This is a genomic window from Holdemania massiliensis AP2, from assembly GCF_000327285.1.
Classification (GTDB): domain Bacteria; phylum Bacillota_I; class Bacilli_A; order Erysipelotrichales; family Erysipelotrichaceae; genus Holdemania; species Holdemania massiliensis.
On record NZ_HE998568.1, the window covers coordinates 607,898 to 631,438 of the forward strand.

General features: G+C 49.8%; 18 protein-coding genes. 3 read left to right on the forward strand and 15 right to left on the reverse strand.

What is annotated here, in order from left to right; genetic code table 11:
* Positions 1-12: 12 nt before the first annotated feature.
* The 10 genes from BN162_RS10655 to BN162_RS10700 all read right to left on the reverse strand — a co-directional run bounded on the left by BN162_RS10655 (position 13) and on the right by BN162_RS10700 (position 12,922).
* Positions 13-822: an HAD-IIB family hydrolase gene (locus tag BN162_RS10655; RefSeq protein ID WP_020225085.1), complete on the reverse strand. Its 810-nt coding sequence runs from the start codon at positions 820-822 to the stop codon at positions 13-15.
* 21 nt (positions 823-843) lie between these two features.
* On the reverse strand, positions 844-2,211 hold the full coding sequence (locus tag BN162_RS10660) for an MATE family efflux transporter (protein ID WP_020225086.1): 1,368 nt from the start codon (positions 2,209-2,211) through the stop codon (positions 844-846).
* Positions 2,212-2,225: 14 nt separating this feature from the next.
* On the reverse strand, positions 2,226-3,158 hold the full coding sequence (locus tag BN162_RS10665; RefSeq protein WP_020225087.1) for an AEC family transporter: 933 nt from the start codon (positions 3,156-3,158) through the stop codon (positions 2,226-2,228).
* Between the two features lie 91 nt (positions 3,159-3,249).
* Positions 3,250-4,662: a glycoside hydrolase family 1 protein gene (locus BN162_RS10670; RefSeq protein WP_020225088.1), complete on the reverse strand. Its 1,413-nt coding sequence runs from the start codon at positions 4,660-4,662 to the stop codon at positions 3,250-3,252.
* Positions 4,663-4,664: 2 nt separating this feature from the next.
* Positions 4,665-6,074, reverse strand: coding sequence for a glycoside hydrolase family 1 protein (locus BN162_RS10675; RefSeq protein ID WP_020225089.1), 1,410 nt, complete (start codon positions 6,072-6,074; stop codon positions 4,665-4,667).
* 144 nt (positions 6,075-6,218) lie between these two features.
* Positions 6,219-7,418 (reverse strand): MFS transporter, encoded by a 1,200-nt coding sequence (locus BN162_RS10680; protein WP_020225090.1) that lies wholly within the window; start codon positions 7,416-7,418, stop codon positions 6,219-6,221.
* 17 nt (positions 7,419-7,435) lie between these two features.
* Positions 7,436-8,497, reverse strand: coding sequence for an AbrB family transcriptional regulator (locus tag BN162_RS10685; RefSeq protein WP_020225091.1), 1,062 nt, complete (start codon positions 8,495-8,497; stop codon positions 7,436-7,438).
* 60 nt (positions 8,498-8,557) lie between these two features.
* Positions 8,558-10,015 carry a M81 family metallopeptidase gene (locus tag BN162_RS10690; protein ID WP_020225092.1) on the reverse strand — a complete coding sequence of 486 codons (1,458 nt, stop codon included), beginning with the start codon at positions 10,013-10,015 and terminating at the stop codon, positions 8,558-8,560.
* Positions 10,016-10,070: 55 nt separating this feature from the next.
* On the reverse strand, positions 10,071-11,522 hold the full coding sequence (locus BN162_RS10695; protein WP_020225093.1) for a M81 family metallopeptidase: 1,452 nt from the start codon (positions 11,520-11,522) through the stop codon (positions 10,071-10,073).
* Positions 11,519-12,922, reverse strand: a complete 1,404-nt coding sequence (locus BN162_RS10700; protein ID WP_020225094.1) for an aminopeptidase P family protein — start codon at positions 12,920-12,922, stop codon at positions 11,519-11,521. Before BN162_RS10700 ends, BN162_RS10695 begins: the two co-directional genes overlap by 4 nt.
* 95 nt (positions 12,923-13,017) lie before the next feature.
* Here BN162_RS10700 and BN162_RS10705 point away from each other — a divergent pair, with 95 nt between their 5' ends.
* A complete protein-coding gene (locus tag BN162_RS10705) occupies positions 13,018-13,887 on the forward strand; it encodes a MurR/RpiR family transcriptional regulator (RefSeq protein WP_020225095.1) in 870 nt (289 codons plus the stop codon).
* Between the two features lie 43 nt (positions 13,888-13,930).
* Here BN162_RS10705 and BN162_RS10710 read toward each other — a convergent pair whose 3' ends face one another.
* The 4 genes from BN162_RS10710 to BN162_RS10725 all read right to left on the reverse strand — a co-directional run bounded on the left by BN162_RS10710 (position 13,931) and on the right by BN162_RS10725 (position 18,604).
* Positions 13,931-15,382: a M81 family metallopeptidase gene (locus BN162_RS10710; RefSeq protein WP_020225096.1), complete on the reverse strand. Its 1,452-nt coding sequence runs from the start codon at positions 15,380-15,382 to the stop codon at positions 13,931-13,933.
* 191 nt (positions 15,383-15,573) lie between these two features.
* On the reverse strand, positions 15,574-16,962 hold the full coding sequence (locus tag BN162_RS10715) for a PTS transporter subunit EIIC (protein WP_020225097.1): 1,389 nt from the start codon (positions 16,960-16,962) through the stop codon (positions 15,574-15,576).
* Positions 16,963-17,305: 343 nt separating this feature from the next.
* Positions 17,306-18,133, reverse strand: coding sequence for a PRD domain-containing protein (locus BN162_RS10720; protein WP_020225098.1), 828 nt, complete (start codon positions 18,131-18,133; stop codon positions 17,306-17,308).
* Between the two features lie 27 nt (positions 18,134-18,160).
* Positions 18,161-18,604, reverse strand: a complete 444-nt coding sequence (locus BN162_RS10725) for a PTS sugar transporter subunit IIA (protein WP_020225099.1) — start codon at positions 18,602-18,604, stop codon at positions 18,161-18,163.
* Positions 18,605-19,448: 844 nt separating this feature from the next.
* Between BN162_RS10725 and BN162_RS10730 the strand changes: the two genes are divergently transcribed.
* Positions 19,449-20,165: a LytR/AlgR family response regulator transcription factor gene (locus BN162_RS10730; RefSeq protein WP_020225101.1), complete on the forward strand. Its 717-nt coding sequence runs from the start codon at positions 19,449-19,451 to the stop codon at positions 20,163-20,165.
* Between the two features lie 5 nt (positions 20,166-20,170).
* Positions 20,171-21,520, forward strand: coding sequence for an ATP-binding protein (locus BN162_RS10735; RefSeq protein WP_020225102.1), 1,350 nt, complete (start codon positions 20,171-20,173; stop codon positions 21,518-21,520).
* A gap of 77 nt (positions 21,521-21,597) precedes the next feature.
* On the opposite strand, the gene glyA is transcribed toward BN162_RS10735, so the two are convergent.
* The gene (gene glyA / locus BN162_RS10740; RefSeq protein WP_020225103.1) at positions 21,598-22,827 is read right to left on the reverse strand and encodes a serine hydroxymethyltransferase; all 1,230 of its coding nucleotides are present in this window, start codon (positions 22,825-22,827) and stop codon (positions 21,598-21,600) included.
* Positions 22,828-23,541 lie beyond the last annotated feature (714 nt).

Sequence of the window (23,541 nt, forward strand, 5' to 3'; positions counted from 1 at the left end):
TTTTATCCTTGATTAAGATCCCGGCTCCGCCTGCAGCTTGGCCATTTCCAGCTCCAGTGCCGCCGCAACGGAACGAACTGTCTGAACGGCCTTCTGCTGAATCTGCGGTTCTGCATCAGCCATGCAATAGCTCATCTTTACGATGTTAAACATGCCCACGTCATTCTCAGAATCGCCGATCACGATGACCTCACTCAACGGCACCTTATAGCGTTCAGCTAATAAAGCCAGCGCCGCCGCTTTGGAACAATCCGGACGAATCACATCCAGATTGTCCCGATCCGAGCTGACGATATTCAGCTGTGAACCCAGTTTCAAACGCAGTGCCTGTTTTACGGCGTCGCGCTGATCCGGATGCAGAATAATGCCTAGATTGACAATTTCCGCATCCGGCAAAATCGTCACCTCATCCCGAGTCAGGGACTGCCGCAGAGAATTGCGGATTCGTTCAGGATAACCATACGGATAATGCTTTCTGTCGCTGCTGATCCAGCGCCCCTGGCAATTCATCTTAACCGTTCCATCGACGTCATGTGCGTTTAACCAGTCCGCAAGTTCAAGAAAGACTTCCGCTTTGATCGTACGCAGGATCCGAGTTTGATCACTGAAAATCAGTTCTGCACCATTGCCGCCCAGATAATCCACCGCAAATCCCAGGTCCTCCGCGACCTTGGGATAAGACTGATGAATTCGTGCTGTCGCGACCGCAAACACATTGCCTGCTTCGCGCCAGCGGCGAATCGCCGCGCGGTTTTCCTCACCGCTGTCCGTGACATTGGGCGGATACAGCGTACCGTCCAAATCAGAAACAAACACTTTCATCGCTCTGTCCTCTTTTCTTCATCACGATGTTTTCAATTTCGGCGCAAGCAAGTGAATATATGGATGAGTGACAAAGGCATAGATCAGCTGCACCGTCATCAGACACCAAATCACCGGCTCGCAGAAAATCACAGCGAGATAGGCAAACTTGGGAATGAACAGGAAGGCAAACACGACCTTGCCCACCAGCTCGATCACACTGGAAACCAGCGGAATCATTTTTGCGCCTAAGCCCTGCAGGGCAAACCGCGTTTCCAAAAGCACCCCCAGCACCGCGTAAAAAGGACCGACAACCTGCAGATACAACGCGCCGTTATTCAGCACGACTGCTTCCTGGGATCCGGAAATCAGCTGAACAAGATCCTTCGCGAACAAACCGAGAATCACCGTGACTAACGCCGCCATCACAAAATCATAAATCACCGCGCAGCGCATTGCCTTTAAAATCCGGCCGCGCTGGTCGGCCCCGCGGTTCTGCGATACAAACGTTGAAATTGCCATTGCCATCGCTGAAAACGGCATGTTGAAAAACATAAACAGCTTGCGGGCAGCGGTATGCCCGGCAATGATCAGGGTTCCCAGATTGTTGATGCCATACTGCAGCACAACGGATCCGGCAGCGACAATGCTGCCCATGAAGCCCATCGACAGACCCTGACCGACCATCTCCGCATAGATTTCCCGTCCGATCTTGAAATGCCGTGACTGCGGAATCAAGGCCGGCGTTTTTTTCAGGATGTAAATCAGGCACAGCACCACGGAAATTCCCTGTGCGATGACCGTCGCAATCGCCGCACCTCCGACGCCCATATTCAGCTGGGCGATGAAGAAGATATCCAGTCCGATATTCAAACACGAGGACAGAATTAAAAAGATCAGCGGCATAAAGCTGTTGCCAATCGCCCGCAGCAGCCCCGCGCACAGATTATAAGCAAACATCACAAGCGTAAAGCGCGTGATGATCGAAATATAGCTGAACGCTTCCGCAAGGATCTCCGGCGGGGTATCCAGCATTTTTAACAGCGGCATTAAGATGATCTCCGCTCCCACGGTTAATACCAGCGAAGTGACCAGTCCGATCACAATCGAAGCCGCAACCGACTTTTTCAGCAGCTCCTCATCCTGTGCCCCATAACTGCGGGCAGTGACAATCGCCAGTCCGTTGCCGATCCCCAATGCAAATCCGATCAGCAGATCATAAATCGCCGCGCAGGAGCCGATCGCCGCCAGCGACAAATCTCCTAACACATGTCCGACGATCATCGTATCTACAGTATTGTATAATTGCTGGAACACATTGGAAAAAAACAGCGGGATCGCAAATAAAAGCAGCGACTGAAAGATCGGTCCCCGAATCAGATCGACCTTGAACTGAAGTTTATTCGTCATGGAAAATTTCCCCCTTATCCCATGGACATTGTAACCGAAACCAGCACTAACGTAAATAAGGACAACACCGTGGAGAAGAAGACACAGCGGCTGGTGTAGCGGATGTTTCCGTTGTATTTGCGGCAGAAGATCGTTGCCGTGGAAGCTACCGGCGTGGCGTTGACCAGAACGGCGGCGATAATCTGCGGGGTACTGAGGCGCAGCGCAGCGCACACAAAGTAGGTCAGAAGCGGAGCGATGATCAGGCGGAACACGCTGATTTCAACGATGTCCTTTGAAACATTCTCTTTTTCCGAGCCGCTTTCCAGCAAGGTTGAGCCGACCAATAACAGCGCCAGTGGACTCATGCAGCCCGACAAGGAACTGAATACCGCATCAATCCCTGCCGGTATTCCAAGCTGGGCAAGATTGAAAAGAAATCCCAGGATCATCGCCAGGGTGATCGGATTGAAAAAGAACTTCTTCGCAACGGTCAACGCTCCACCCGATTTCCACTCCGTATTGAAATATTTTTCACCCGAAGAAAAGGACAGAATGCGCGTCGGAATCATGAAGATGTTGGCATACACGACGCCGGTGCTGCCGCACAAGCCTTCGATCAAAGGCAGGCCGATCAGCGAGCCATTGGAAATCAACATCGAATACTGTGCGATCCGCCGCTTTTCCAACGACATGGACTTGGGCAGCAGGCGCGACAGCGCCAATACAAGCACGGCGACGATCACCCCCGCCAGAACTAACAGAAAGCTCTTCTGCAGCATCGCAACCGAAACATTGCGGTAAAACGACAGAAAGATATTCACTGGCATGATCAGATTCAGAATCAATGTGGATAAAAATTCGTCGATGTGACTGTCAGTGATCTTCTGCTTTTTTAAAAGCGCGCCGAGCCCGAAAAAAATCAGGATCTGCATTTCAACATGAAACAGGACCGCAAGATCAAACATAACAATTCCCCCTGGTTTTCACTTTGGAAAAAAGCATCCGGCTGACCGCAAGAAACAACGCTGATCAGGGTCGGAATGCCTGTGTTGATAATTAAAGATCCTGATGATCCTGAATGAACTGCTTATACCAATAGTAGCTCTTTTTCGGCGTGCGCTTGCGGGCTGGATCATCGTAATCAACCCGTACCAGTCCATAGCGTTTCTTATAGCCATTGATCCAGGAATACAGATCCATCGTACTCCAGACGTAATAGCCTTTGACATTCACGCCATCCTGTTTCGCTTTGAGAATATAGTGAAGATAGTTGGATAAAAATTCAATCCGCTCGTCATCTTCCACAAATCCGTTTTCATCGGCGACATCATAACAGCCATGTCCGTTTTCGGTGACGTAAATCGGGATATTCCCATAACGCCGCTTGCGTTCCATCAGCGTGTTGTAAGCACATTCCGGAAAGATTTCCCGTCCCCAGTGATTCAGTTTGGTGTTGGGATCGCGGTCCGATTCAAACCAGCCGGCGATGGCCCGGGTTTCCCTCGCGGCCTGGGCAGATCCATCGTTGTTGCCGGCGTTGTTGACAGTAAAGGCGGTTATCCCCGAAGTATTCGGCTTCACCAGCATGCGGCTGTAGATGTTTTGGCCGAGAAAGTCGATCGTATTGTCCTTCATCACAGCCAGATCTTCTTCTTTGACAAAACTGAGGTCGATGCCGCGGGATTGGACAGCCGCGATCAGCTGCGGATCATATTCCCCCTTGATCGCTGGATCAAGAATCCAGTCGTTGCAGAAGTAATTGCAGTATTTGACTGCTTCCTGATAGTCCGGCGTGTCCAAGAGCGACGTCGCCGGGCCGCAGCCCTGCACGACGCCGATCTGCGCTTTCAGTCCCAGTTTGCGGAACTCGCGGATCGCTTTGGCCGTACAGACCGCCATGTTGTAAGCACATTGACAATAGTGCTGCAGATTGGTTTCATTGGGCGGATAGTTGCCGACGCAGTAGTTGCAGTAGGCGTTGTGATTCGGTTCATTGATCGTGACATACAGCGGAATCCGGTCGCCGTAATGGCGGAAGACCACTGCTGCGTAATAGGCAAATTCGTCTGCCACCCCCGGATAACACCAGCCGCCCTGGGCGCCGATGTAGTCCGGCAGATCGTAATGAACTAAGGTAACGTTGGGAATGACATGGTATTTCTCACAGGCATCCAGCACCCTGTCGTAAAAAGCCAGTCCTTTTTCGTTGACAACCCGGTCCGCCTTCGGTACGATGCGCGACCAGCTGATCGAGAAGCGGAATGTGTTCTGTCCCCCTTCTGCCAGCATGCGGATGTCTTCCTCGACATGATGATAGAAATCACAGGAAACATCGCCGGTGATGCCGGTTGTATTCTTGTCGCTGTGGCAGAACTCATCCCAGATGCTGGCGCCTTTGCCATCCTCGTTCCAAGCCCCTTCGCATTGATAAGCGGCGGTTGCCGATCCCCATAAAAACTGCTCGGTCATCGTTAGTCCTCCGTATGTTCCTTGATGAAATCCCGGTACCAGTAGTAACTCTTCTTCGGAATCCGTTTCAGATCATGATCATAATCAATGTAGATCAGACCATAGCGCTTCTGATAACCGTTGATCCAGGAATAACAGTCGGTTGTTGACCAGGCGTAATAGCCCTTCACGTTGCAGCCTTCGTTCTGCGCTTTGATCAGCCATTCCAGATAGGACTTCAAAAATTCAATTCGTTCGTCATCGTTGACTTCTCCGTTTTCATCCGGTTCTTCATATAAGGCATGGCCGTTTTCCGTGATGTAGACCGGAATATCGCCATAATCCTTCTTGATGCCCATCAACATGTCATACACCGTCTTTGGATAAATTTCCCGGCTCCAGGCATTTTTCGGCGTGTTCGGATCCACGTCAGTCTGAAACCAGCCCTTGACCGTATAGCCTTCGATGGTTTTCTGTCCGGCGCCGACATTATTCGGATAGTAATTGGTTTCCCCGGATTCATACGGTTTGACCAGCGCGCGGGTGTAGCAGTTCTGACCTAAGAAATCAATCGTGTTGTGGGCGATGATATCGAGATCCTCCGGTTTGACAAAGGACAGATCAATCCCGCTTTCTTCCAGCAGCGGAAACAGATCCTCCGGGAACTTGCCCAGAATGGCCGGATCGGTGACCCACTTATTTTTAAACAGATCCCCGCGCCGCTGCGCAATCCGATATTCCGGAGTATCCTTCAAAATCTGAACAGTATTGGTTGTATGTACGATGCCGACCTGCGAGGTCAGATTGAGCTTGCGGAACTCCCGAATAGCTTTGGCATTGGCAACGACGAGATTGTAGCACACCTGCACCAACGTCTGAACGTTATGAATGTTCGGCGGATAGTTGCCGGTCAGATAGGAACAGTAAGCGTTGTGCGTCGATTCATTGATCGTCACATACAGCGGAATCTCATTGCCGAACTGTTCAAAGACGACCTTGCAGTATTTGGCAAATTCATCCGAGAAGATCGGATTGGCATAACCGCCCAGATCTTCCAGCCAGGCTGGGATGTCATAGTGCAGCAGTGTCACATTCGGCGTAATCCCGTTTTCACGACATTCCTTCAGCACATCTTTATAAAAGGCGACACCTTCCGGATTGACCTTGCCGCTTTGATCCGGCAGAATCCGCGTCCAGCTGATCGAAAAGCGCAGGGTATTGTGTCCGCCTTCTTTTAACAGCCGGATATCTTCCTTGTAGCGATGATAGAAATCGGCGGCGACATCGCCGGTGTAGCCTTTGACGTTCTTCGGGCCATGACAGAACTGATCCCAGTTGCTTTCGCCCTTGCCGCCTTCATTCCAGCCGCCTTCACATTGATAGGCCGCGCTGGCAGTTCCCCATAAGAAACCTTTTTTGACTTTTCCGTCCATTGTTTTCCTCCTTTCAGTCTTTTCGACTGAGTCTTTCTGCCCTTCATTATATTGCTTTTTCAGTGTTTTTTAAGGGCTTCAAAAAGCTTTGAATAAAATTCTCAAACCGGCTTTTGTCCTGCCTGTCCGGGTGAGAAATTGTTGTCAACGAGCCGTGGTTTTCGGGTTGTTTAACAATCGGTTCAGGCCGAAGAACAGCCCCAGCGCGATCAAAGCATACGCGATCAGATAGCTGTAGGAAAGCGGGTAGCTTTGAGTTGCGGTAAACAGGGCGCTGAACAGCATTGTACCTAAAAATGGACTGAACAGCGTATAGGTTCCCTGGATGCTGAAATTGCTCGGATAATACTTCTTGCCGAAGGTGGTCAGGATGTAAGCGGAAGAAATCGTCGGCACCGCGCCGAAGCTGAGGCCGACAAAAATAAAGCTGACCGCTAACAGCGCTGTGCTGCCAAGGGTAAAGGCGCAATAGAGAATGATGACCGCGATGATAAACAGCGTCGTGGCGATCCCCATCGCTGTTTTCCGGCCGATCTTGTCATAAATAATGCCGTAAAAGACGCGGCTGACGGAATTGAACAGCGAGATGATCATCGAGAGCGTGGCCGCCATCGTCGCGCTGATGCCGAAGCTGATGCCGCAGCTGACCGCCGTGCCAGTCAGTGAACTGCAGCCAGCCAGCACTAAAACACTCCAGATGAAATACACGTAGAAACGGGTGCTTTTCATCATCTGTCCGGTCGAAACCTGACCTTCTTCCTCCCCTTCCTCCAGCTTTCCCGCTTTGCAGACGATGCCGCGCGGGCGCACGATCAGCGATACGACCAAGGAAAGAACAAAGGCGATCAGCGCCAGCAGAAGCATCGCCGTCCGCCAGCCCAGACTTTCAATGATCAGCGAGGTCGGGACATTGAATACAAACGCCGTCAGTCCCGCGCCCATCACCAATACGCCGCTGGCTAAGCCTGGTTTATCGTTAAACCAGGTCATGACCGTCGTCAATAACGCCTTATACGCAAACCCAGCGCCCAGAGAAAACAACACGCTGTAGCAGGCGTAGATCATCGCTACCTGATCTGCCCGGCTGGTCAGAAACAAACCCACGCCGATCATCAGACTGGCGATCAGCATGCTTGCGCGAAACGGAACGCGGTAATAAATAAAACCGCTCAGCACCCCGCCGGCACAGAAACAGATCTGACAGACCGAGAAAACATTGGCGACACTGGCAGCTGAGACGTTCAGCTGAGCGCTGACGGCCGGAGAAAACACCGTCCAGTTATACATCAGTCCAAAGACGCACATCGCCAATGAACCCAGACCTAAATAAAAATAACGTTTCATCTTCTACTCCCTCATTCTTATCCCCACAGCCGGATGAAGCCGAGGATCAGCGGCGGCATCACCGCCACCACATACGCTGCCCGCAGCACCTGAATCAAGGCGATCTGCGAAAGATCCGCTCCCAGATCGGCGGCGATTAACGACATGTCCGTCGCCCCGCCCGGCGCTGACGCAAACATCGCGGATTTCAGATCCAGCAGATGCCGGTGTTTGCACAACAGGCTGTAGATCAGATTCACAACCCAATAGCTCACTAACAGAATCCCCACCGGCACCAAGGTCGAGGACAGACTGCCAAAGGTCGCCGCGGTGATGCTGACGCCCACCAGGGAACCCGCTAACAGCTGCGCGAGATTCTTAATCTGAACGGGTACGGCGCAGACCGAGGTCGTACAGTTGAAGCCAACCACGCCGATCATCGGAAAGACCATCGACGCTGCCGGCAGACCGCTGGCATTGCCGATCATCCCCAAACCCAGACTGAGCAATAAGGTAAAGGCAATCTTTCCGCTGCGATGGTGAATCAGGCGATCCAAAAATGTAATCCGCATTGGCTGCGGGATTTCTGTCTCCGCTGGTTTTTCGGCGTCGGGTTCATGACGGGTCAGAAACTGAATCCAGTAGGGAAAAAACAACAGCACTCCTACCAGCCGTGAGGTCTGCATCATCGCCACCGTTCCGACGTCCGCGCCCATCTCCATCGCGATCAGCGAAATATCCGTCACCCCGCCGGCCACACAGGCCAGCAGCGCCGTCATCCAGTCCCAGCCGCACAGCTGCCGGATCACAATCCCGACAACAAACGTATTGGCCGTCAGCAGAACCGCCAAAATCAGAAACGGGATGATCAGCGACTTGAGCCGGCCTAAATCCGAACGGTTGATCTGCATGCCGATAAACGCCCCGGAAATCGCCTGGGCAAACACCTTAACGGCCAGCGGCAAAGCGGCGTAATCAAACAAAATATTCGTAAGCCCGACGGCGATCATACTGCCTAGCATCGCCGGTGCCGGCAGCTTCAGACGCGCCGCGATTCTCCATCCCATAATTCCCGCCGCCAACGTCAGTAAAGCATTCATGAATCCATCCCCCTTTACAGAAAGCTTCCTGCCTCCGCAATCGGAAACAGGAAGCTGCGTTTAAATGTTGTCTAACGGATAAATCGGACGAATGACCTTCTTGTAGCTCAGCCGTTCTGTCCGCTGCATGCACGCTCCATCGGTCAGTGACATGACGTAATGCGAAGCCATCGCTTTCAATTCTGGGTACAGATAGCCCTGTTTGACGATAATCAGATCATACCCGTCCAGATCCACATTCGCCTGTTCATACTGAGCCCGTTCCGCAAAGGAAACCGGATAGCTCTGAATCACCAGCGTCACCGGGCGATCATCCAGCTTCACTGTCCAGCATGTGCCAACCACCTTCGGATCATGATAATGATTGTGCAGATCCCCGGTGGAAAGAATCGTACCGCTGACCGTGACCTTCGCCGACAACTCATCAATTTCCGGTCCGACCGCAAAGGTTACATGATCGCCGACATGCTGATGGACAAACACCTGTTCACACAGTTTTTTATCGGTGATCCCCGCCAACAGAATAGATTTGCCATGATAATCGGTTTCCGCCAGAACCTGCCGCAGTACGACGGTATTGCCGCCCGGCGCGCCGGCGGTAACGTTATCCCCGGAATCCGTCAGGAAACAAGGCCGGCCTTCGTGCTTCAGCATCGCTGCCCAAGCCGCTTCCGGCTCATCGGCATAGCCGGTAAAATGGAACTCCTTATGCCGCGCCCAGACAAAGTCATAGATCTCATCCGCTTTGCTTTGCGCATAAGCTGCATCTTCCGGCTGATTCGGCACAACGACAACGGCGGCGCCGCACTTGGCGCTGTCATGACGCAGATAGCCGATGTGATAGGAACAGCTTAAAATCCGCGGATCGGCTTCAATTTGATCGAGCAGCTTGTTGATCGAAACCAGCGGTTCATCGGTTGAAACACACCGTTCCCCACCTAAGAGAATCGGGACTTTGCGGTAAACCGGATGGACTTCCCGACGATTTTGAAGCAGATCGACTAGGCAGCGGAAAACATATTGGTGGGCTTCCTTGCGGTCCGTATGCGGACTGTGGCGGAAGGTCCGCAGCACATTAAGGCGGTCAGCATATTCCTGATCGACATTGCCGTGCGGATCGCAGACGACCGCAATCGGCATGTACGGGCCGACGATTTTGCGGATTTCCTCAATGATCTTGTGATCCCCGGAGCCGCCTTCCAGGTCGATGACGTTGCTTGCCCCATGCAGGAAGAAAAACATGCCGTCCAGTTCGTGCTGATGGGCTTTGACCTTGCGCAGAAACTGCTTGAGAATATAATCAAAGGTATCGTAGGCAACCCGGCCAGCCCCGGCGCCATAGGCGAAAATTGCCGGAATCAGTTCAATTTGATTGGCCTGCAGTTCATCCTGCAGTTCATCCAGATACATGCGATGGGCGATATCCTCTCCCGTCTGAATGACGAAATCCTGAATTTCGCAGGGTTTTGCGACATAAGCGTTGGATTCAGCGACTAAGCCGCCAATTAATATTTTCATACATTCCTCCTTGTGCGCACATCGTAGCGCAGCTCTCTTCATTCTGATCCTGATCTCAGATCGCATCCAGCGGGTAGATCGGACGGCTGACCTTTTTGTATGTCAGCTTTTCTGTCCGCTGCATGCAGGCTCCGTCAGTCAAGGCCATGACATAGTTTGCCGCCATTGCTTTCAGCTCCGGATACAGATAGCCCTGTTTGACGATGATCAGATCATAGGCGTCTAAATCCACATGGGCTTTTTCATATTGAAGCCGTTCGGAAAAGGAAACCGGAGCGCTGGCAATCACCACGCTGACCGGCAGATCTTCCAGCTTGACCGTCCAGGCACTGCCGGCGACCGCTTCATCGCCATACCGCCGATGCAGATTCCCGACAGCCGCGACCGTTCCGCGGATTCTGACGGGCGCTGAATTGGAATCCAGCTGCGCACCGATTTCGACATCCACCTTCTCGCCGGCCCGAACATGAATCAACGTTTTAGCACAAAGCTCAGGATCGCAGATAGCCGCAAACAGGATCTGCTTGTTGTGAAAATCGGAAAGCGCAAGCACTTGTCTGAGCATCGTCGTGTTTACGCCCGGTGCGCCGGCGGTGACATTATCCCCCGAATCAGACAGGAAACACGGCCGCCCGTCAAACTCAAGCATCGCCGCCAACGCCGCAGCGGGTTCCGACGCGTTGCCGGTAAAATGAAACTCGGTATGGCGCTGCCAGACATAATCATAAATTTCATCGGCTTTTTGTTCAGCATAGGCTTCATCTTCCGGCTGATTCGGCACGACGACAATTCCCGCCCCGCAGTGCTCGCTGTCATGGCGCAGATAGCCGATATGATAGGAACAGCACAAAATCCTCGGATCCGCTTCAATTTGATCAAGCTTCTGATTGATCGAGCATAACGGTTCATCCGCCGAAACACAGCGTTCCCCGCCTAAGAGAATCGGAACCTTCCGATAAACCGGATGAATCGGACGCCGATCCTGTAATACATTTAAAAGACATTGGAAGACAATCTGACTGGCTTGGTCCCGATCTGAATGTGGGGAATGGCGGAAGGTACGCAGCACCGTGCATTCATCGACATATTCCTGCGCCAGATTGCCGTGCGGATCGCATAGAACCGCAATCGGCAGATACGGCCCGACAATTTTGCGGATCGCGTGAAGCAGGAAATGATCGCCGGAGCCGCCCGGCAAATTCCGCACATGACTGGCGCCATGCAGAAACAGATAGATCCCATCCAGCTCTTCCTGATGAGCCTTTACGGCTTGGATGAATTTTTTCTGTAAATAGTCAAACGTATCTTCATCCACGCAGCCGGCTGCCATGCAGCTGGCATGCAGCGATGGGATCAGCTGAACGTCATGCGCTTCAGCCAGCTCGCGGATCGCCAGTTTGTCCGCCATGGCCGGGCCGGTCAAAATCGTAAAGTCCTGAATTTCACAGTCTTTCTGCACATAGGCGTTGGATTCCGCCAGCAGCGCTCCGATCAAAATTTTCTTCATTGCTGCTCCGTACCCGGCTTTAAAACAAAAGCACTATCCTTATTTAATAAGAACGGGCGAAGATAAGCCACAGTACTGCACATCGGCAAAACGTCCTCGGATACCTCGATGCCCAGCTCGGATTTCAGATAAGCCCGACGCTGCTGCATCCGTTCCCACATATCCGGATATTGTTTTTGAATTTCCTGTTTCAGCTGTTCATCAGCCAGCACGACCGTGCTTTCCGCGCTTGTGCCGGGATAGCCGGCCACCGACGGAATGATGTCGATCTGAAAGAGCATTCCGCTTTCCAGTTTTTCCTGACTGCCTTCATACACCGGTGAGGACATCCATTCCTCCTCAGCGCTCAGATGCCCCGGACATAACGACCAGCCGTATTGCGCCCGCGGCAGAACGGCTTCAATCGTATCGAACAGCGCGCCGCCGCACTGACCGATGTGAATCGCCTGCAGCCAGGCGCAGTATGCTCTAAAGTACGGCCCGGCGACACGGTCAAGATAATCCTGCGTCGCTTCCGGCAGCTGCGCCGCTTCCTGAATTGCCAGACCGGAACGGCTGCTGGACCCACCGCGGTAACCGACGGTCAAAGCGATCGGATCGCCGAGCTTAACGGTGTTGGCGGTTGGAAACATGTTGGCCTTGACAAACCGCGGACCGCTGGCCGCAATCGTAACGATGCTGGTATGCTGCCCGTTTCGCACCAGCGCATCGCCCAACTCCAGTTCGCTGACGCCGATCTCCAATTTATCCATCGCATCCAGCACACAGTCGGAAGCCAAGGCCGCGGCATATTCATAATGTGCGATCTCATTGGCATTGTTGATCGTACGCACGCCCTGTTCACCAATGAACAGGTCGGTTTCATTGCTCAGCTGATCTTCGCCGACAATCGCCTTGACCGCATCGACGACGTATGAAGGAACATCATAGATTTTTTTGTTGTCCTCCAGACTGCTCGTAAACATTTTCCAGCCGACTAAGCCGGTGCGTTTTCCCGCCGCAATTCCCGCTTCCTCTAACAGCTGCTTCAATGTTTTATCGCTGCGGTTGGGCTGATTGGGCAGCGAGAACAAGCTCACATGGACTGCCGCCGCTTCAATCCGTGACTTGGACGCTTTGTTCAGATTTTCATTGCCCAGCACCAATGTGGCTTTGCCATCCGCATTCAGCACCAGCAGCGCTTCTTCAAAACGCGTGAAGTAGCCGACCAGATATTCAAAGTTGCCGCCGTGCTCAACATCGCCATAGATCACCAGCTGATCCAGACCACGTTCCTGCATCTTTTTCAGGACTTTGTCTTTACGCTGCTGAATCGTAGCGTCGCTCAGGGCTACCGGGATCCCGGTACAGTCCTTCTGCGGCGCTTTAACCTGTTTTAAAACAACATTTCCTTTAACCATAAATTCTTTCTCCTTCTCTTTTTCGCAGCTTTTTTTCTTCCGTCTTTCTGATTAAAATGTGATATAGTGGAATTAACAGAAAAGGAAGATGCGCTGTGAATATTCTTAAAAAACTGGAAAACCTTGAAAATGTGACGCCCAACGAGCGAATTCTGATCGAAACGATTTTAAACGATCCGGAACGCTTCCTTGCCGCCAAGCCGAAAGAAATCGCCTCGCTGACTTATGTTTCCGTACCAACGCTTTACCGCCTGATCAACAAGCTGGGCTTAAGCGGCGTCAACGATCTGAAGCTGCAGCTGCAGGATGCGCTGCATACGGAAACTGAAACGGCGGTGGAAAGCTTTGACTTTCCGATCTCACCGACGGATACGGTCAACGAAATCCAGCAGCATTTAAAGGACGTGTATGCCCAGACGATTGACGATACGCTGAAGCTTTCCGATCAGCAGGTTTTAGTCGAGGTGTCACAACTGATGCAAAAGGCCGCTCATATCGACGTCTACGCCTCCGCCGGCAATCTCTTTTTTGCCCAAAACTTTGCGTTTCAGATGCAGGAAATCAACGTCAGCGTCCATGTTCCGGAAGCGGAATACATGCAGAAGCTCTCGGCTGGCAATGCCGACGCCACGCATCTGTCGATCGTGATTTCCTTTGGCGGACGGGGCGGCTCGATGAATACGGTCTGTCAGATTTTAAGCGATAATCAATCGCCGATCGTGCTGATTACCTCAACGCAGAAAAATCCGCTGACCCGCTTTGCCAAATACCGCATCTTCATGTCGTCTTATGAAAATCACTATCAGAAGATTTCTTCCTTCTCCACACGGCTGACTTTGCTTTACATTCTGGATACGCTGTATTCGATCTATTTCCGGCTCAACTACCAAACGCTGTTAGACCGCAAGCTGTCCACTTACGAAAAGATTCACCGGCGGTTAAACCGCCGGGAACCCGAAATTTAAAAGGGAGGTTGGGCAGCGGTGAAATTCACCGCTGCACTTTTGTTTATATCTGGTCGACAGGAAACATCGGACGCATAATTCGTTTAAATGGAATCGAAGCCGTATCCTGCGGCGTCGCGCCGTCGGTTAACGACATCACATAGCCCTTCGCCTGTTCTTTGAGATACGGGAAGATGTAGCCTTGTTTAACGACGGTGATATCGTAATTCATCCAGTCCGCTCCCGCCTTTTCAAACTGAATGGCATGGGCGTAAGACTGGCGGTGATTGGCGATGATGATGTCGATCGTTGTCCCTTCGACATGCACCAGCACGCATTTGCCGAAGGTTTTAACGATATCCTCGCTGCCGATGCCGATCGGCCGGACAATCTCGCCTTTGGCCTTGACGCTCACCTTCAGCGCAACCTTTTCCGACATCGCATCATAGCCCATTCCCAATTCGATCTGGGCTGTTTCCCCGATCGCTGTGGTTTCCAACTGATCGACGGTCTTCGGATCACAGATCGAAGCAAACAGAATGGTTTTCTCTAAGTTCTTTACCGCTAAAGCCTGCCGCAGAATAAAGGTATTCCAACCGGTAGCCCCGGAGGTGGTGTTATCGCCGGAATCCGTGATTACAAACGGCCTGCCGTCAAACTCCAGCGCCATCTGCAGCGCCGCCTCCGGCTTGGCTGTCGTGCCGGTATAATGGAACTCATGCCGCTTGTCCCAGACATACGCCGCCAGCTGATCGGCGATCGTTTCAGCATATTGCTGATCGGCTTCGGTTGCCGGAACCACGACAATGCCGCAGCCTGCGACATCACAGTCATGCCGGATATAGCCGACATGCCACGAACAGCTCAGGATTCTCGGATCTATTTCCAGTTCGTTCATATACGCATTGATTGACCGTACCGGCTCATCCGCGGAAACGCTCTGTTCCCCGCCTAAAATCATCGGCAGCTTGCGGTAGACAGAATGAATATTCTGCCGGTTCTTGACTAAATCAATCGCCATCTGCGCCATTTTCCGCCAAGTATCACGGGAATCTGTATGCGGCGATTCCCGGTAGCTGCGGATTGCGGTTGTCGCATGCACATATTCTTCACACAGGTTGCCATGCGGATCGCAGGCGACGGTGATCGGAATATACGGTCCAACCAATTCGCGGATTGTCTTTAAAATATGATGATCCCCGGAACCCAAGCCCTCGACTTCACTGGCGCCGTGAAGCATCAGGTAAATTCCGTCGATTTCATGCAGATGTTCCTTTACGGCATTGACGAAACAAGCCTCGATATAATCAAACGTGTGGCGTTTGATCACCCCGGAAGCTCCGGAAACGGCATAGACGGACGGAATGATTTCAATTCCGGCGCTTTCAAAGAGATCGCCGACCTGCATCTTTTCAATCAGCTCATCACCGAAAGCAATATCGAAGGTCGTGATTTCATCCTTCACTGGAATGTTGGCATTGGCTTCATTAATAAACTGTCCAATTAATATTTTCATAACTCACCTTTAAGGGCTGCCCCTTAATCCTTTCCTTTTCTTCAATCCCGTAAAACAAAATCGTTGAGTACACTCCTGTCTTGAAACAGCGGCATGGAAATAGATCTGATTCTGATCCAGCATTTCTTGAAACAGGCTTATAGAATTTCTGCCGGAATGATACATTCCGGCAGAAATCAAATGACTGAATGTTAGTGAACTGCCTTTTTCGCGTCGCGGCTGAGAATAATCTTCGTAGCGACGAAGGAAACAATCGTTGCAATCGCGGCGACCAAAATAGCGATAAAGACATAGTATAATCCGCCGTTTTGATCAACGAAGAACAACAGTGTCAGATAGCCTGGACAGCCGCCCTGAACAAAGGTTCTCAATCCGAAGATGCCCGCGACCAAACCTGCCGAAAGAGCTCCGATTGCCGTACCGATCAACGCCTTCGGACGAGACAGCAGCGCGCCGTAGAAGGCCGGTTCGGTAACGCCGCACAGCGCGGTAACACCGAAGGAAGCGATCATGCCCTTCTGTGCCTTGTTGTCCTTGATCGTCGTGGCCACAGCCAGAGCGGTGCCGCCGATGCAGATATTGGAAACAAAGCCCATAACGCCGGTGACCGAGTTGTAGCCGAGGTTGGCAATCAATTCGATGCCGATTGGAGACAGACCTTTATCCAGACCGAACATAACCATGTATGGATAGATCGCGGACAGGATTGGCTGCGCAATAAAGCCGAGGGTGTCAGTCAGCCAGATACAGAAGGCGGCGATGTAGCCGGACAGCTGGTTGCCTAACGGACCTAAAACAATCAAAGTTACCGGAACGACGACGATCATCGTTAACAACGGTGTTAAGAAGAACGTTAAGGCTTCCGGAATGATCTTTTTCAGCACCTTCTGCACATAGTACATAAAGAACACGCCCAGCACGATTGGAATGACCGTCGAGCTGTAAGAAACCTGCGGAATGCCGATTCCGAAGAAATCCGTTACCGTTCCCGTTCCAAAACGCGGAGCAATCAGGGTCGCACCTAAGAACGCACCCATGATCGGCTGCATTTTCAGCTGAGAAGCTAACGTGTAGCCGACATAGACTGGCAGGAAGGCAAAGCCGGCATCGAAGATCATCAGCATCAGCTGCGCTGTGCCGCTGTCGACGCCCATACCGAAGTAGTTGACCAGCAGGTTTTTCATCGCTAAGATCATACCGCCGGTAATCATTGCCGGAACAACCGGCATGAAGATCGGGGCGACGAAATTGCCGAACTTATTCAGATAGTACATGGCGTTTTTCGGTCCGGTTTCTTCCTCTTCTTCCACCGCGACAGCGCCGCCTTCTTTCCATCCGGAAATTTCCAGGAATTCCTCATAGGCATCATGGACGCCCGGGCCGATGATCAGCTGAACCTGCTTGTCTTTGTTGACTAAGCCGGCGGATCCCGGAAGATCTTTTAAACCTTCTTCATTGACAAGACTCTTGCGGGCATAGCTGATCCGCAGCCGAGTCGCGCAGTGTGTGACGTGCGTGATATTCTCAACGCCGCCTAAGCTTTCCAGAGCTTTTCTGGATAACTCTTCATATTTCCCCATATTGGTAATTTCTCCTTTCAAATCTAACGCTAAGTTCAAGCTTGAAAATGATCGGACTGATCCATTCGGTACAATCAGGATCGATTCCCCTGCGATCTTTGCAGTTCTCTGCCTCGCTGGTCGGTACGGTCATCGCTTTGATCGCCGTCCGCTTCCTCATCCCTTTTGGCGTTGGTTTTACGGTCTGCCCTTTTCGTTCCGAATTCCGCCTGCCGTCTATAGCCGGCTAGGCAGACAGGCCAGCTGAGCCTGTCAGAAGTAGGAAGCAGCCCGTTTCAGCCGCCAATCATTTTTCAAATTTATTTATTACACAGACCGTTTCCCAGGTCTGGCAATAACCCGTTTATTCCGTCAGCCGGATCAGATGAATCATAATGTACAGTTTTTCATCGGTGCTGACTTCGTAGTGATAACGTTCTTGGATCCGCTGGGCGATTCGCTCGATGCATGCCGTTTCCCGCGGATGGGTGTCTTCAAAAACGCGATAGGTGCTCAGATTCATATCGGACTTCGTACTGAGATATTCGTTATTCACCACCCGCTGAGCAAAGAAGCGGCAATGCGTGATGAATCGGTCACACTGACCATTTTCCGGTTCAAGCTGGAAATCTTCCCGGACGATATTTAGAATCTCGTCGATCACCGCGGTGATTTCATACATCTGCTGCATGTTGGAATCCAGTTCGGCGTTGATGATGTGCAGGGCGATGAAGCTGGCCTCGCCATCGTCAATCTGAATCTTCAATTTCTGCCGCAGCAGTTCCGTCACTTTTAAGCCGAGCCGGTATTCTTCTTTATACAGCGACTTGACGTTCAGCAGCAGCGTCGTATCAAAGACGATGCCCATCTTGATCCGTTCAATCATATTGGCAATGTGATCTGTCAGCGTAACATAAATGGAATCATTGATCCGCTTGTTGGACTGAGTCTTGATATAATCAATGATTTCTTCGGAAACCATAATTGTTTTATACGGAACTTCCTGAGCCAGCTTTTTAAATTTCTGACCCACGTCATCCTGAAGCTCAAACTTCTTTTCAATTCGGCCTTCTACTACTTTGCTTCCGCGGGACATCCCGAAAGCTATTCCCCGGCCAACTAAAATGATCTCGTCACCCGCTTCGTTTTCCGAGAGGATGACATTGTTATTGTAAATCTGTTTGATGATCACAGAGCCACCTCGCTTTCAGCGCATGCTTCACGCTTCGATTTCAAATAAAGCTTCGCCGGGTTTTACCGTTCCCTTGCTTTTCAGCAGCTTTACTTTGTGGTTGATTGCCAAAATCGGCACGATCGTATCACAGCCCTTTTCTTTGATATAATTCCAATCCACAATGGTCAGCAGATCTCCGGGCTGAACGTGATCCCCAACCTGAACCTGAGTGTCAAACGGCGTACCGTTAAGCATGACCGTATCAATCCCGATATGCAGCAGAATTTCATTGCCGCCCTCGGTTTTAATCCCAATTGCGTGCTGTGTTTCATACACCATCGTAATTTCACCAGCAACCGGACTGTAAATTTCACGGGCTTCCGGCTGGACTGCCATGCCATCCCCCAGCATTCGCTGAGAGAACATCTCATCCTGAACCTGATCCAAATTCACGGCTTTTCCTGCCAGCGGGCTATAACAGATTTCCATCGTATACCTCCTTGGAAAATAGAAAAAACCAATTTGCAGAGAAGACATAAAAGTCCTCTTGCAAATTGGTTTTGCTTGTTTTATTGAACAATAACAATCCAATTACACCGTCATTGTAAGCGATATCATCCGTCGTTGTCAACAACAAATTTTACTTTTTTTTGCTTTCGATTCCTGTCGGATTTCCCCGTTGGGACTTCATAGGTAAGAATAAACGCAACGATATTATTGCTTAAAAATAATGAATCCAAGAAACGAACCGCGGCCTCCTTTCCCACTCGATCGCCCCTTTTCCCAAGTCTTTTATTTATTAAGGGTGGACAGACACCTGTATTCCTTCACCATCAATTTTGATCTCCATCCCATTTTCAGTTCTTAAAAATTTTATCTTAATATCGCTGTATTTTTTATCATAATCCATTCATTTTTTTCGTTTTTTCCAAAGTAAAAAAAATTGGAAATGAACGGCCAGCCCCTCAGTGAAAATCTTTTTCTTTCGTTTTTCGTTTGATGTCCGCTGTCAGTCAATCCGCCTTTGTTTCCACAATAATTTCAACCAAAAGGCAAAACTTTCGTCAAGGACAAAAAGTTCGATTTCATTGGCTGGGAAGCAGTCATTCTTTTCTTCAAGCGGCAACTGTTCTTCTCTAGGATTTCGATTATTCTTCCGTTCTCACTGCTGAATGAAAAATTCATGATTCTTTAATAATTTATAGTCAAATTATTTATAAAATTAAATTTGTTTCAAAAATCTGCTATAATAAAGAAAATCAAGGAAATCGAACAATTTATTCCCTTATCCCGGAGCGTTACGCTTGCAAGCGGATCGAAAGGAGCACTCATTATGAAAATTGCAGTGATCGATGACTCAGCTGCAGATCGGAAGCTGCTGTCTGAAAAAATTCAAAATTTCTGCCTGCGCGAATCCCTGATCTATGAGATCCGTCTTTTTCCTTCGGGCAGTGAATTTCTGCAAGCTTCACACGGGGATTGGGACATCATTTTCCTCGATATTTTTATGAATGAGATCGACGGAATGACACTGGCCCGGACCTTGCGCCAGAACAATATCAACTCATTAATTATTTTCACAACATCCAGTCCTGATTATGCGGTTGAGAGTTACGATGTGCAGGCTTTCCATTATCTTTTAAAGCCGATCCCTCAGGACAAGCTGGACCATGTCATGCGGTTGAGTGAAAAGTCGATTCGTTCCCGCAATCATTACATCGACGTCAAAGAAGGCCGGATTATGGCACGGATTTTGGTTCGCGACATCATGTATACAGATTACTATAATCATTACATTCAAATTCACACGGCAAATCGGATGGTTAAAACCTATATGTCCTTTGCGGAATTCTCCCCGCTGCTTTTAAAATACAAGCAGTTTATCAGCCCTTACCGCAATTGCATGATCAATATGGATTATGTCTTGCAGATGGATGATCACTATTTTCTAATGAAAGACCAGGTCCAGATTCCGATCAATCGCACACGCAAAGCGGAAATCCGGCAGGCTTATGCCGATTATTCGTTTAAGCGTCTGAACGAGGGGTAAGCATCATGTCCATTCTGGATTATTTTTTAAGCTTGGGCACCCGACTGGCGCCCTATTTGTTTTTGATTTTAATCCCGTTCCGAAAGCATCTGCGCTGTTCTTTTGGCCGCGGCATTTTATATGCGCTGGTGTTTTATTTAGCGACTACACTAAGCGTTTGTTTTTTAGGTGAAACTTACGGATTAGATTCTATATGGATGTTTTCATTCACATGTTTCTTTCTCGTATTCTGTCTCTTTCTTGCCTATCGGGTTTTGCGTACCTCGCTGCGCAAGCTGTTGTTTCTAATCTTGTTGATAGAAAATTATTCGGATATCGTTTTGATGTTTTCAGAGATTTTAGAAGCTCACCTCACCCCCTGGCTGGTTGGACTTTCTGCCGTCGCCTCCATCTCTCTGTGCCGGATTGTGATTTTCACGATCAGCGTGCCGTTGATCTGGTACTTCCTTGTTCATCAGGTACTGCCGGTATGGGAGCATGAAGACACACCGGAAATCTGGAGTATGCTGTGGCTGATTCCGGCAGCGTTCTATCTAATTTATCGGCTGGGCTTCACGTCTTCGCTGGCGGTTCTCAACACGGAAATTACCTGGCCGCTGTTATTGGCCATTGTGTGGACAGCCGGAACCTTTCTCTCCTATTATGCGACGCTGAGCATGATCAACTTCAGCGAAGAAAAGCAGCAGCTCCAGCAGCAGCTGCAGGTTCAGGAATATCAGGCGCTGATTCGGGATAAACAAGCGGAACGCCTGGCTGCCAGCATCACCAGTACACGCCAGACCCGCCATGATCTGCATCATTATCTTTTAACCTTAAAAACCTACATGGATCAGGGGGAAACAGACAAACTGCGAACGTCGCTGAATCAGTTTATCAGTACCTTTGAGTCCTCGGTTAAAACTCCAGTCTGCGAAAATCTGTTATTCAGCGCCATTGTGCGGTATTACATGGATATGGCTGAAGAAAACGGAATCGCGTTTACCACGTCAATCGTCCTGCCGTCAGCCTTGATGATCCGGGATACCGACCTGACGGTCATCTTAGGCAATATTTTAGAAAATGCCATGGAAGCCTGTCTGCGTCAAAAAGCAGGGGAACTGCAGTTTATTGAAGTAAAAAGCCAGATGCAGGGTGAGAATGGATTGGTACTGCAGTGCCGCAACAGCTATAACGGCCAAATCCGGAAGCAGGACGATATCTTTCTGTCATCGAAGCGGGAAGGGGAGGGCATTGGTTTATCTTCCATTCAGTCCTTATGCGCAAAATATCATGGAATTTTAAAAATCACCCCCAACGAGCATGTCTTTACTGTCAATCTCCTGTTAAATCTGCCGACAGATTCCCTTCCAGCCTGAGTCTGTTGTCTTGGTTATAAGAATAAAGTCCTGCCGGATCAATGCAGACTGCACTGATCAGACAGGACTTTTCTCTTTTATGCTTCGCGAATTAGTGGATAACGGGAAGTCATTGCGATGACCTCCTGACGCAGCTGGTTCTTAAGCGCTTCATTTTCAGGATCTTTCAGAATCATCGTCATCCAGCGAGCGACTTGGCGGAATTCTGCTTCTTTGAATCCACGCGTTGTCATCGCTGCTGTACCCAGACGAATACCGCTGGTCACAAAGGGTTTTTCCTGATCAAAAGGAATGGTGTTCTTATTGCAGGTGATGTTGATTTCGTCCAACAGGGCTTCGGCTTTTTTCCCAGTAAGGCCGTAAGAAGATTTTACATCTGCCAAAATCAAATGATTGTCCGTTCCGCCGGTCACAATCCGCAGGCCTTCCTGCTTCAGTGTTTCACAGAAAACCTGACAGTTTTTGACAATCTGCCGAGCATAATCGTTAAACTCCGGCTTCAGCGCTTCACCAAAGCACACCGCCTTTCCTGCGATGACATGCATCAGCGGTCCGCCTTGGATCCCTGGGAAAACATTACGGTCAAGGTCCTTTGCGAATTCCTGTTTGCAGAGAATGATGCCGCCGCGCGGTCCGCGGAGCGTTTTATGTGTAGTTGAAGTCACAAAATGGGCGTAAGGAACCGGACTGCCATGCAGACCAGCGGCAACCAAACCGGCGATATGCGCCATATCCACCATTAGATAAGCACCAACTTCATCCGCAATTTCGCGGAATTTCTTAAAATCAATTTCGCGCGGATAAGCACTGGCCCCAGCCACTATCAGTTTCGGCTTCACTTCCATCGCAATCCTGCGCACTTCCTCATAGTTAATGCATTCGGTTTCCTGATCGACACCATAGCTGTGAAACTCATAGAGCCGGCCAGAGAAATTCAGCTGATGGCCATGGGTCAAATGTCCCCCAGAGTTCAGATCCATGCCTAATACTTTATCACCTGGCTGCAGGATTGTCATATAGACTGCCATATTGGCCTGGGAACCGGAATGCGGCTGGACGTTAGCATGTTCCGCCTGAAACAACTCGCACACGCGCTCACGCGCCAGGTTCTCTATTTTATCCACATCGACACATCCGCCATAATAACGCCGGCCTGGATATCCTTCAGCATATTTATTGGTCAAAATGGAGCCGACAGCCTCCAATACATCACGGGAAACATAATTTTCTGAAGCGATCAGTTCAATGTTATGGGTCTGTCGTTCTGTCTCTAATTCAATCGCATGGCGCACTTCGGCATCAATCATCAATAGGATCCTCTCTTTCTCAATTCATAGATAATCTGATTATATCATGCTTTAAGTCGATAGGAAGAAAAATGCTTCGACATTCTCTCGTGTTGGAATTGATTTTTTGTCACATGTTTAAGAGATGGATCTGCGCCTCTCCGTTTTCTTATTTTTGGAGAGAAAATAAAGATAAAATTGATAAAAGAGTCTTGTCTTAACTCAGAAAAGGACTATAATAAAAGCGTAGGGTCGCTTGCAACAGCGATACCCGTCATTCACTACCTCTTACGAGGGAAGTGGTGGACAGATAAACGCCGAGAATCTTTGTGAGAGTTGACGGCGTTTTTTCTTTTTCGGTCTATAATTTTCAATCTGTATTCAAGAAACAGGATCGTTGTTTGGACGATCAGTATGAATTCAGAAAGAGAAATAGAGCTCAAAAGTTTTATGAATAGCTTCATAAAAAGCCCCTCCTTTCCTAAGCTCAGAAAATCGAACTTGAAAAACAATGAATCAAACAATGATCCATCCGGACGGGCAACCGCTGTTAACAAGAAATCCTACATTTCTAATATTGCGGAAAATTGGAAAAAGCCCCGCCAAAAATTGAAAAAAGTAAGGTTACAGCACAGATTTTCTGATCCCCTTATGTAAATCTTATGAAACAATCAATTGAAAAAAGCATGAATCTTGAGTTAGCTCAGAAAAACTCAAGATTATGCTAGAATTACA